7 protein-coding genes are annotated in these 12612 nt (G+C 32.9%); 5 read left to right on the forward strand and 2 right to left on the reverse strand.

The window, feature by feature from the left end:
• Positions 1-12 precede the first annotated feature (12 nt).
• Positions 13-1080, forward strand: a complete 1068-nt coding sequence (locus FH779_RS03680; protein ID WP_180906101.1) for a patatin-like phospholipase family protein — start codon at positions 13-15, stop codon at positions 1078-1080.
• Between the two features lie 40 nt (positions 1081-1120).
• On the opposite strand, the gene FH779_RS03685 is transcribed toward FH779_RS03680, so the two are convergent.
• Positions 1121-1447, reverse strand: coding sequence for a hypothetical protein (locus FH779_RS03685; RefSeq protein ID WP_125349744.1), 327 nt, complete (start codon positions 1445-1447; stop codon positions 1121-1123).
• Between the two features lie 139 nt (positions 1448-1586).
• On the opposite strand from FH779_RS03685, the gene FH779_RS03690 reads away from it, so the two are divergent.
• Genes FH779_RS03690 through tamL form a run of 3 tightly spaced genes read left to right on the forward strand, consistent with a single transcriptional unit; the run spans position 1587 to position 9439 of the window.
• Positions 1587-1808 (forward strand): hypothetical protein, encoded by a 222-nt coding sequence (locus tag FH779_RS03690; protein WP_038336897.1) that lies wholly within the window; start codon positions 1587-1589, stop codon positions 1806-1808.
• Between the two features lie 51 nt (positions 1809-1859).
• On the forward strand, positions 1860-7094 hold the full coding sequence (locus tag FH779_RS03695) for a translocation/assembly module TamB domain-containing protein (protein WP_449505735.1): 5235 nt from the start codon (positions 1860-1862) through the stop codon (positions 7092-7094).
• Positions 7091-9439: a translocation and assembly module lipoprotein TamL gene (tamL, locus tag FH779_RS03700; protein ID WP_180906102.1), complete on the forward strand. Its 2349-nt coding sequence runs from the start codon at positions 7091-7093 to the stop codon at positions 9437-9439. The genes FH779_RS03695 and tamL overlap by 4 nt, the downstream gene beginning before the upstream one ends.
• A 198-nt stretch (positions 9440-9637) precedes the next feature.
• Here tamL and katG read toward each other — a convergent pair whose 3' ends face one another.
• Positions 9638-11857 carry a catalase/peroxidase HPI gene (gene katG, locus FH779_RS03705; protein WP_180906103.1) on the reverse strand — a complete coding sequence of 740 codons (2220 nt, stop codon included), beginning with the start codon at positions 11855-11857 and terminating at the stop codon, positions 9638-9640.
• Between the two features lie 340 nt (positions 11858-12197).
• On the opposite strand from katG, the gene FH779_RS17695 reads away from it, so the two are divergent.
• Complete coding sequence (locus tag FH779_RS17695) at positions 12198-12518, forward strand: DUF6660 family protein (RefSeq protein WP_280061562.1); 321 nt, start codon at positions 12198-12200, stop codon at positions 12516-12518.
• The last annotated feature ends 94 nt before the right edge of the window (positions 12519-12612 follow it).

The following is a 12612-nucleotide window of genomic DNA, read 5'->3' on the forward strand; positions in this document are numbered from 1 at the left end:
AGAACATCAAAAATGGAATTTAAAGAGAAAAAAATTATCTTACTTTCTTTGGATGGCGGAGGAATTAGAGGAATTATATCGTGTGTCATTTTAAAATACATCGAAGATAAATTAAAGGAAATTCATGACGAAAATGCTAAAATAGGCGATTATGTCGATTTTATTGCAGGTACAAGTACTGGTGCTTTAATCGCTTCTTTGTTATTATCTCCTTCTACCGAAAATCCAAAAAGAGCAAAACACTCGATTACAGATGCTTTGAATATTTATTTAGGCGAAGGGAAAAATATTTTCTCAAAAACATTCTGGACAATTCTCAATAATCCGTTGAGTGTGCTGAAAGATAATTTACCAACGCTTGTATTGGAAGAGCAATTAAAAATCGTTTTTGGAGAGGCAGAGTTAAAAGATATGATTCGTCCTTGCGCAATAGTTTCTTATGATACTGAGCATCAAAAACCAAAAATTTTCAATTCAATTGATGGAATTTCTCCTTTCCGAAATTTTTATGTAAAAGATATTTGTCGTGCTTCATCAGCTGCGCCAACTTATTTTGAACCTGCGAAAATAAAATCATTCGCTGATCAAGAATTTAGCTGTATTGATGGTGGTGTTTTTGCAAACAATCCGACTTTTGTTGGTTTTATCGAAACGCAAAAAATAAATTTCAATAAATACTTCAAAGATGAATTAAAGTATAATGGAACAGCACCTTTACAAGAATTTATTATCATTTCTCTCGGAAATGGTTCGCGTGCAAAATCTTATAAACACGAACATTTAACAGGAATTTCAAAATCTAAATGGGTAGATCCTTTGGTAGACATTTTTATTTCAACTGGCGTTGATATGGTCGATCAGGAAATGAGAAGTATGTTCGCTTTATTGAAGCCAAAATACCAACAAAATTATTATCGATTTAATCCTGAAATTCCAGAATCTGCATTGGATTTAGGAAATGTTTCCAACAGTAATATTAAAACGTTATTGGATGTTGCCAATGATTATGTAGCAAAACACAAAGAACATTTGGATGAAGTTGTTCAAAAATTAATTTTCAATCAAGTTGAAATCTCATAAAAAAAGGCTTTGAGTAAAATTTCAAAGCCTTTTCTAATTTCTATTTATTTCGAACATAAACAAATATTTCCTGTTCTCGATTCAATCCTCTATTATCCACAATACTTTCTAAACAAGCGTGACAATCTGTTACAATTCCCTCTCCATTGTAATTTGTATAACTTCCATTCTCTAGCGCAACAACATGCGGCTTTAACAAATCTGCATTCAGTTTTTTGCGTTCTCCAATCAAGGTGTACACATATTCGCGTCCAGTTTCGTCAGTAAAATTATCCACTTTATAAATTTGATCCAATTCTCTTTCGTGATCAATTATAACAAATAAGTAGTCTTTGTGGCTATCTTTTTCAAAAAAAATTCTTCTCATAGCTTCAATTGTTTGACTCAAATTTAATAAAAGAATATTGGTTTTACCAATGAAAATTAAAAAGTTTTAAGAGAATTTTAAAATATTATCAATTTCAAAACAGATAATATTTTACTTTTACATTAGCCAAAACACAAAAATGAAAACTCTTCTAAAAATCTTGACTTTAGGATTAATTTGCCTTATTTGTCAACCAATTTTTGCGCAAAAAAACGCGAAATTAAAACATGACTTCGAAAAAATTATCCGTTCAAAACATTCATTTCCTTTTAATGGAGTTGTGATTGTTTCCAAAAATGGTAAAACGATGTATGAAAAAGTACATTTCTGGTATTATCCTTGTAGGAAATTTGTATCTTGAATCCAACTAAAACGAATAAAATCTAACCAATTGGAATTCAATACAAAAAAAATACTCAAATATTTCTCTCTTACGCTTTTATCAATAATTTTATTGCTGACCATTGCAATTTTTAGTTTACAGTTTCCTGCTGTACAAAATTTTGTAAAAAATAAATTAGTTAATTACCTCGAAAATAAAATACATACAAAAGTTCAATTAGATCGTATTTATATCGATTTTCCAAACAGTTTGGTCATGGAAAATCTTTTTTTACAAGGACAAGATGTCGACACACTTTTATCGGTCAAAAAATTTGACGTTGGTTTAGATATTTGGCAATTGACCAAAAGTAAAGCCGATATAAAATCTATTGATTTAAATGGTGTTCACGCGAATGTTATTCGTAAACCAGATGGAAAATTCAATTTCAATTATATTATCAATGCTTTTGCAACAGACGAAAAAGACGAAAGTCCTTCAAAGCCATTTATCATTTCGTTAGATAAAATAAAACTGAATGATATTAATGTTTCCTTCAATGATCAGCAAGCGGCAAATAACATCAAAGTTTATCTAAATTCATTTGATACGCGTGTCAAAAAATTCGATTTAGAGCAAAATTCGTATGGAATTGGCGATTTCAATTTGGATGGTTTAAAACTAAAATTGAAACAAGATATTGTAAAAGAAGTTGCGAAAAAAGTAGAAGAAAAAGTAGATTCTTTGAATGATCAAAAGCCAATGAAAATTGAATTGAACGGAATTAATTTAACCAATTTTGAAGTAGATTATGGTGATGATATTTCTGGAATGTTTGCTAAAGTCAAATTCAAAGATTTCAAAACGCGTGTTAAAAAACTTGATTTACAACAAAATTCTTATGCGGTTGATGATATTTTAGTGAATGGTTTGTTGGTTGATTTTGATCAAAAAATGGTTAATAAAATCAAAGAAAATAATGTTGATAAAATTGATCCAAAATCTAAGCAAAACCCTCTTCAAATTGCATTAAACAAAATTAATTTGAATGATATAAAAGTCAATTATGGTGATGAAAACTCTAAGACTTTTGCCAAAATTAACTTAAACGAATTCGAAACGAAAATCAATAAACTTGATCTTGAAAATTCAATTTTCGACATCGAAAATATTTTGTTGAAAGACGCTGATATCGAAGCGAATTTATTCCTTTCTTCGAACAATTCTACTTCCACTTCATCTACTTCTTCAACCCCAATGAATTTGGTTTTGAACGAAACGAAATTAGAAAATGTAAAAGTAAAATACAACAATACTGCAGAACGTCGAACGGCTCAAGGAATGGATTTTAATCATTTGGATTTTTCTAAATTAAATCTTGATTTGCGCGATTTCGAAATGAAAAATAACACATTTGCTGGACAAGTAAAAAATGCTGAAATAAAGGAATCAAGAGGATTGAATATTCAGAAATTGACAACAAATTTCTTGTACGCAGATACACAAGCGTATCTGAAAAACCTTTATTTACAAACACCAAGAACTATTCTTCGTGACGAAGTTATTTTGCACTACAATACAATTAATGAGTTAACTTCTCATCCAGAAAATGTTCTAGTCAATGCGAATATCAAAAACTCAAAAATTGGTTTTGCAGATATTCTAAATCTTGCACCAACGCTTAGAAATACAATGCCTTTCGATAAATATCCAAACGCCATTCTAAGTGTTAACACCAATGTAAAAGGAAAAGTAAACGATTTATTGATTAATAATTTACAAGTTTCTGGTTTAGATGATTTGCAACTTTCGGCTTCTGGAAGAGTGAAAAATGCGATGAATCCGAAGAATTTATTTTATGATTTAAACATCAAAAACTTTTCGACATCATCAAAAACGATTTATAATTTAGTTCCGAAAAATACTATTCCAAATAACATTAGAATTCCTTCAAAGCTTTCTGTCAAAGGAAAAGCGAAAGGAACAACCGAAATCATCAATACGCAATTGGCAATAAATTCTACGTTAGGAAATGCGAAAATTGATGCGATTGTGGACATGCAAAAAAAGGATGCTGAGAAATATAATGTCAAAGCAGATCTACAAAATTTGGATGTTGGAACACTTATTAGCAACAAGGATTTAGGTAAAATAACTGGAAAAATTAACGCTATTGGAACAAGTTTCAATCCTGAAAAAATGGTTACAAAACTTTCGGGAACCGTTTCATCAGCTTATTACAATAAATATACTTATCAAAATATTGCACTCGATGCAAAAGTGAATCATGGAGCGTTTGATGCGCATGTTTTCTCAAAAGATCCAAACGCTAATCTTAATTTGACAGCTTCTGGCGTGTACAAAAAAGATTTATCTGATGTAAAATTGAACGGAAATATTGTGAAATTAGATGTTCAAAAACTTGGTCTTTACAGCGAACCAATGATTGTTGCAGGAGAAATTGATGCCAATTTTGCTGATTTAAATCCAGATTATTTAAATGGTTCTTTATATCTAAAAAACTTTGCATTATCCAATACAAAAGATATTTTTCCAATGCAAGAAGTGAGCTTGATTGCGACTTCAACTGCTGATTCGAATCAAATTAATTTGACTTCACAATTGGCTGATTTGGATATGAAAGGAAAATTTAAATTGACGCAAATTTTTGGTTCATTAACTTCAACGATTAACCAATATTATGAATTTCAGAAACCGAATAAAGACGAAAAAATAGAACCTCATCAATTCTTTACTTTGAATGCAAAAATTAAAGATGATGAGTTGATTCGAAGATTTGTTCCCGATTTGAAAAATTTCGAAACCATAACATTTGACGCAACTTATGATGCCGATTCAAAACAAATCAATGTGGATGGAAAAATTCCGAATTTAACGTACGGAACGAATACAATTAACAACGGAGTTTTAAAACTATCCAACCAAAATGAAGCCTTGTTGTATTCGTTGAATGTGGATGCATTAAAAAGCGAAAGTTTTCAATTGCAAAAAATTGATTTGAATGGTGATATTACAAATAATGTCATCAATTATAATGTTTCGACAAAGGATGCGAAAGATGCGACGCAATTTTTGGTGGCTGGAAATCTAAAAACACTAAACGACATAACGGAAATTAGTTTAAATCCGAATGGATTGGTTTTAAATTACGATCAATGGCAAGTTGGGGAAGGAAATTTAATTCAGTTGAGAAAAGATGGAATTATCGCGCATAATTTCAGTTTGATGAACAATGGAAGTCAAATTTTATTGCAATCTGAATCAGAAAAAGGAACAAGTCCGCTGAATATTACCATCAAAGATTTCAAAATTGAAACCATTGCAGAAATCATTAAAAAAGATGATTTACCTGCCGAAGGAACAATCAATGGAACAGCTCAAATTAGAGATTTAAACAAAGAAATGACCTTCAATGCTGATTTGACCGTTTCAGATTTAAAAGCTTTCGGAAATCCTATTGGAAATATTATCGCAAAAGTAAAAAATACTTCTCCAACCATGATTAACGCTGATATTACCTTAGATGGAAACAGCAACAACATGAAGATTTTTGGAGATTATAATACCAAAGAAAGTGCGTTTGATTTAGCTTTAGATATCAATCGATTAGAAATGAAATCGGTGCAAGGATTTACAATGAATCAAATCAAAGACACAGAAGGTTATATTTCTGGAAATCTAAAAATCGCTGGAACAATAGATAAACCGAGCATTTTAGGTCAAGTCAAATTTAATCAAGTTGGTTTAACGATTGCTGAAACAGGAAGTAATTTCAGAAAAATTGATGATGCAATTGATTTCACGAACAAAGGAATTGAGTTCAATAAATTCAAAATCAATGACAACGAAGAAAATTCTTTAACAATAAGAGGAGAAATTTTAACCGAAACATATCGTGATTTTGCCTTCAATTTAACAGCAAATGCACGAGATTTCAATGTTGTAAATTCTGAAAAATCGAACGACGCCATCATGTACGGAAAGTTAGCGGTTAATGCAAACTTGACGATAAAAGGAGATTTAGATTTACCAAAAGTAAACGGAAGTTTAACAGTAACTGATGACACGAATTTCACATTTGTTTTGCCACAATCATCGCCTTCTTTACAAGAGCGCGAAGGAATTGTCGAATTCATTGATCAAGATCAAGTGGCGCTTCAAGAAACGATTAAAACAGACGAATTAAAAGCCGAATCTAAAATAAAAGGTTTAGATGTAAGTGTCAATATTGAAATTAGCAAAGAAGCCAAGACATCAATTATCATCGACAAAGCAAACGGAGATTTTGTAGAAATACAAGGTGAAGCCGAATTAACAGGCGGAATGGATCCTTCAGGAAAAATGACGTTGGTTGGCGTTTATCAAGTAGAAAAAGGTGCGTACGAACTTTCGGTGAGCTTGTTAAAACGTCGTTTTGATATTCAGAAAGGAAGTAGCATTACATGGACTGGTGAGCCAACTACAGCCAATTTAGACATTACGGCGATTTACAAAACAAAAGCCGCTCCTATTGATTTGATCGAACAACAAATTTCGGGCTATTCTTCTTCTGAAATGAATATGTATAAACAACGAATTCCGTTCAATACCGAGTTAATTTTGAAAGGTGAATTATTAAAACCTGATATTAAATTCAATATTTCAATGGATAAAGACAATCCTTCCATTGCAACTGCGGTGATCGAAAATACACAATCGAAATTGGATCAGTTGAAAAATGATGAAGCCGAAATGAACAAGCAAGTGTTTGCCTTATTGTTGCTGAATCGTTTTATTGGCGAAAATCCATTCGAAAGTAAAACAAGTGTTTCTGCAGAAACAATGGCGCTACAAAGTGTAAGTAATATTTTGTCACAACAGTTGAATAATTTGGCGGATGATTTAATCCAAGGAATTGATATCGATTTGGGATTAGATACAGAAGACGATTATTCTTCGGGATCTAAAAATACACGAACAGACCTGAATGTTGCCGTGAGCAAACGTTTGTTAAACGACCGAATGAAAGTTTCGGTTGGAAGTAATTTTGGTTTAGATGGTGATGCACGAGAAAATGAAAACATGACCAATATTGCAGGTGATATTACGATCGATTATAGTTTATCGCGTGATGGTCGATACATGTTGAGAGCTTATCGAAAAGATGAATACCAAGTCGCATTACAAGGACAAATTGTAGAGACAGGCGTTGGATTTATCATCACATTAGATTACGATAAATTCAAAGAAATTTTCGAGAAAAGAAGAAAAAATAGAGCGAACAGAGCAAATAGAAAAACACAAAATCAAGAAGTGAAACCATGAAAAAATCAACCTTAACGTATATTAAAATTATTGCATATTCATTTTCTGCTCTAGGTATTTCTTCTTGTAGCAATACACGTTTTTTGAAAGAAGGTGAGATGCTTTACACAGGTTCTAAATTAACGATAAAAGGCGATTCGTTAAGCAAAACTGACAAAGCAGAATTAAAAGATAATCTCGAAAAAAATATCATCCCCAAACCTAATTCAAGTTTTTTTGGACTTCGTCCTCGTTTGTACATTTACAACATCACGAGCGAACCTAAAAAGCAAAAAGGATTGAAATATTGGTTGAAATATAAAGTGGGTGAAAAACCTGTTTTATTGGGTGATGTCGACATCGAATTCAATAAAGATATTTTAGTTAATTATTCTGAAAACAAAGGTTATTTCAATGCCAAAGCACAGGGTGATACAATAAGTACAAACAAAAAAGCGGAAGTGCATTATGTCTTACAACCGCGCAAACGTTATTACATCAACCAAGTTAATTTCCCAAAAGATACCACTTTAGCGATCAACAAAGAAATTAAAAAAACGCAAGCAAATACGTTACTGAAAGATAAGCAACCTTTCGATTTGGATGTGATCAAGGCAGAACGAGAACGAATAGATGCGCGTCTGAAAGAAAATGGTTATTATTATTTTCATCCTGATAACATCATTGTGCAAGCGGATAGTACAGTTACGAATAAGCAAGATGTCGAACTATTTGTCAAGTTAAAAGATAAGACACCAGAGCAAGCCAAAAAACAATATAGCATTGACAAGGTTATTGTTTTCCCAGATTATAACATTCGAGACGCACGAAAAGGCATCTATAAAATGCCGATGAACAACGATTCCTTAGCAAAATACGAGCAAAATGGTTTTTACATGGTTGATCTAAAAAATAGTTTCAAACCAAAAGTTTTTGACCGTGTGTTATATTTTAAAACGGGAGAGATTTACAACCGAGCAGATCATAATTTAACCCTGAATCGATTAATTAATTTGGGTGTTTTCAAATTTGTGAAAAATGATTTCGTGATTTCTGATTCGGTTAACCATAAATTTGATGTGTATTATACCTTAACACCACGCGAATTTCAGTCGTTGAGATTAGAAGTTTTAGGACGAACAAACTCGGCGAATTATGGTGGTGGTGAGTTAAATCTCAATTGGACACATCGCAATATTTTCAAAGGGGCAGAACAGCTTAAAATGGCTTTATATGGAGCATTTGACATGCAATTGGGCGGACAAAAAGATGCGAATAATATTTTTAGAGCTGGTTTTAATACGCAACTTTCGATTCCAAGAATTGTCGCGCCTTTCAAATTTCATTCGTCAAGTGCGTTTGTACCGAGAACCAATATTGAGATTGGTTACGAATATCAAAACAGATCGAGATTATATACACTTCATAATTTCAATACTTCTTTTGGTTACGTTTGGAAAGAGAATGCGCAAAAAGAATATAATTTAAAGATTTTTAGTGCGACTTTAGTCTTTCCAGAAAAAGTGACAGATGAATACAACAGCAAAATCTACGATTCAATTGGAAATATCATCAACCCAAGTTTGAAACGCGTTGTCGACAAACAATTAATTTTTGGTCCACAATATTCGTATACGTATACCACAACAATGTTACCTCGAAAAAGCACATTCTATTACCGAGGTTTAGTTGATTTGGCTGGAAATTTAACAGGATTAATAACAGGTGCGAATGCGAAAAAAGACAAGGAAAAAGAAATTTTCAAAATTCCTTTTAGTCAATATGCAAAAATGGAGCACGATTTCCGTTTTTATCACAAATTTTCTGAAAAATCATCAATCGCCACACGATTTATTGGCGGAATAGCCTATCCGTATGGAAACTCTGAATTTGTTCCTTATTCAAAACTATTTTTTGTAGGAGGAAGTAACAGTATTCGTGCATTTAGAGCGCGAACATTAGGACCAGGAAGTTATGATCCTCGTAACCAAAATTCGAATTTCTTTTTTGATCAATCAGGTGATATTAAATTGGAACTAAATGCAGAATTTAGACAAAAATTATTCAGTTTTCTTAACCTTGCGTTATTTGTTGATGCAGGAAACATTTGGTTAATCAACGAAGATAAAACACGTCCAGGCGCAAAATTCTCAAAAGATTTTATGAGCGAAATTGCTGTTGGAGCTGGTTTAGGATTACGTCTTGATTTTAATATCTTAATTTTAAGATTAGATTTAGCAACTCCACTTCGTGTACCTTATTACGAAAAGAATGACCGTTGGACATTTGATAAAATAGATTTTGGAGACAAAGCATGGCGAAAAGACAACTTGATCTTGAACATCGCGATTGGATATCCATTCTAAGTAAAGCGTAAAAGCGTAAAGCGTAAAGCGTAAAGCGTAAAGCGTAAAGCGTAAAGCGTAAAGCGTAAAGCGTAAAGCGTAAAGCGTAAAGCGTAAAGCGTAAAGCGTAAAGCGTAAAGCGTAAAGCGTAAAGCGTAAAGCAAAAATAAAAAAAACGGATTCTAAATTAGAATCCGTTTTTTTTATTTAATGATATATTTATTTCAAATCAAAACGATCTGCATTCATCACTTTGTTCCAAGCGGCAACAAAATCATGTACAAATTTATCTTGCGCATCGGCTTGAGCATAAACTTCTGCTACGGCACGTAATTCAGAATTTGAACCAAATACTAAATCCGCACGAGTTCCTGTCCATTTTGGTGCTCCAGTTTTACGATCAGATCCCATGTAGATTTCTTTCGTTTCATCTGTCGCTTTCCAAACAGTACCCATATCCAATAAATTCACAAAGAAATCATTTGTCAATTGACCTGGACGATCAGTGAAAATACCATGTTTCGAACCATCATAATTCGCATTCATCGCACGCATTCCACCAACTAAAACTGTTAATTCTGGTGCAGTCAAGGTTAACAATTGTGCTTTATCAATCACCAATTCTTCTGTCGAAACAGATCTTCTTGTGTTTTTGCGGTAGTTTTTAACCCCATCTGCAATTGTTTCTAAGTACGCTACAGATTCAACTTCTGTTTCCTCTTGCGTTGCATCTCCACGACCTGCTGCAAACGGAACTGTAATTGTTTTTCCAGCATCTTTTGCTGCTTTTTCAATCGCTGCATTTCCTCCTAAGACAATTAAATCGGCAATCGAAACTTGTTTTGAATAATTAGCTGAATTAAATTCTTGTTGAATATTTTCTAAAGCTGTTAAGACTTTATTCAATTGAATTGGATTATTCCCTTCCCAATTTTTCATTGGTTCCAAACGAATACGCGCACCATTCGCTCCTCCACGTTTATCCGATCCACGGAAAGTTGAAGCCGAAGCCCAAGCTGTAGAAACCAATTCTGAAACAGATAATCCTGAAGCTAAAATTTTTGCTTTCAAATCAGTGATATCAGCCTCATCAATTAATTCATGCTTAACAGCTGGAATTGGATCTTGCCAAGTAAAGACTTCTTTCGGCACATCTGCACCCAAATAACGAGAAAGTGGTCCCATGTCACGGTGTGTCAACTTGAACCATGCTTTACGGAAAGCATCTTCAAATTCTTGTGGATGTTCTAAGAAACGACGTCCAATTTTTTCATATGCTGGATCTGTACGTAACGCAATATCAGAAGTCAACATCGTTGGTCTTATTTTTTTTGAAGAATCATGTGCATGTGGAATAATTTCGCCTACATCTTTTGCTACCCATTGATGAGCACCTGCAGGAGATTTTGTTAATTCCCATTCGAAACCAAATAAATAACTTAAAAATAAATTTGACCATTCTGTTGGTTTACTTGTCCAAGTTACTTCAATACCTGATGTAATTGTGTCACCTGCATTTCCTGTTCCGTACGAGTTTTTCCAACCCAAACCTTGCATTTCCAAATCAGAAGCTTCAGGATCTGGGCCAACATGATCAGCCGAAGCCGCACCATGCGTTTTTCCGAAAGTGTGACCACCAGCAATCAACGCCAATGTTTCTTCATCATTCATTGCCATACGCGCAAACGTATCACGAATATCGCGTGCCGAAGCCAAAGGATCTGGATTACCATCTGGACCTTCTGGATTCACATAAATCAATCCCATTTGTACCGCAGCCAACGGATTCTCTAAATCACGATCACCAGAATAACGGCTATTTGGACCACCACTCTCTTCTAACCAAATTTTTTCAGAACCCCAATATACATCCATATTTGGTTCCCAAACATCAGCACGACCACCAGCAAAACCTAACGTTTTGAATCCCATCGACTCTAAGGCTACATTTCCTGTTAAGATAATTAAATCTGCCCATGAAATTTTATTACCATATTTTTGTTTGATAGGCCAAATTAAACGACGCGCTTTGTCCAACGAAACGTTGTCTGGCCATGAGTTAAGCGGCGCAAAACGTTGTTGTCCTTCACCTGCTCCACCACGACCATCTTGCACACGGTATGTACCTGCACTATGCCATGCCATACGAATGAAAAATGGGCCATAATGCCCAAAATCTGCTGGCCACCAATCTTGAGAATCAGTCATCAAAGCTTTTAAATCAGCTTTAACCGCTTCTAAATCTAATTTTTTAAATTCTTCGGCGTAATTAAAATCTTCCCCCATTGGGTTCGATTTATTTGAATGTTGGCGTAAAATATCAACTTTTAATTGATTTGGCCACCAATGTTGATTTTGTGTTCCTTCTCCTGCAACTGGTTTTGACATTGTACCATTGTGAAAAGGGCATTTTGAAATATCACCTCCTTGATTCTCCATGAATACTTTTTTTTTTATGTTTAATACTTTTGTTTTGTAAATATCATAAATATAGCAATTTGTCTTATCAATTAAAAATCAAATTGTTTTATCAATCAATCAATTTATTTTATATAGAATGTAAATTAAATAGTTATTAATTATATTATAAAAATTGATTCGTTTATTTTTAATGAGTAAAGAGATTTCGAGAATCCTCTAGCTTTTAAGTTTATATCTGTATCAAGATAAAACTACATTTCACATAATATCAATGCATAGAAATTTTCAATCTTAACTTCAATATATCTTAACATCGTAAAATTATTATAGTCAAAAAAATGTTTATACATTTGTAACAATGAAATTTATAATTCTCATAATTGCATTATATGTTAATGTTCTATCATTTGTGCCATGTCAAGACACAAATACTAATAGAACGCAAGTTTCTATGGTGCATAGTGAGAAAGATAATTCAGATCATAAAGATCAATGTAGTCCTTTGTGCGTTTGTAATTGTTGTCAAATTACAATTTCATCAATGAAATTTACACGATTACTAAAAACTCCTAAAGTTTTTGAACCAAATACTTCCAAGAAAATACAATTCAAAAAGAATACAATTCAAAACCAATTGTATGCCGATATCTGGCAACCTCCTAAAATAAATATTGCTTAACGAGACGATTTCTTTTTTCGTCTACACATTGATTTCAATTGATATAAAATTGAAGTCAACACTTTTCTGTGCTCATTTATTTTGATAATAAGTG

Origin of the sequence: Empedobacter falsenii (assembly GCF_013488205.1) — a bacterium.
Taxonomy (GTDB): Bacteria; Bacteroidota; Bacteroidia; order Flavobacteriales; family Weeksellaceae; genus Empedobacter; species Empedobacter falsenii_C.

Bases quoted from the DNA above. Each gene is read 5' to 3' on its own strand.
- FH779_RS03680 (WP_180906101.1), top strand. From the start codon at position 13: ATGGAATTTAAAGAGAAAAAAATTATCTTACTTTCTTTGGATGGCGGA.
- FH779_RS03685 (WP_125349744.1), bottom strand. From the start codon at position 1,447: ATGAGAAGAATTTTTTTTGAAAAAGATAGCCACAAAGACTACTTATTT.
- FH779_RS03690 (WP_038336897.1), top strand. From the start codon at position 1,587: ATGAAAACTCTTCTAAAAATCTTGACTTTAGGATTAATTTGCCTTATT.
- tamL (WP_180906102.1), top strand. From the start codon at position 7,091: ATGAAAAAATCAACCTTAACGTATATTAAAATTATTGCATATTCATTT.
- katG (WP_180906103.1), bottom strand. From the start codon at position 11,857: ATGGAGAATCAAGGAGGTGATATTTCAAAATGCCCTTTTCACAATGGT.
- FH779_RS17695 (WP_280061562.1), top strand. From the start codon at position 12,198: ATGAAATTTATAATTCTCATAATTGCATTATATGTTAATGTTCTATCA.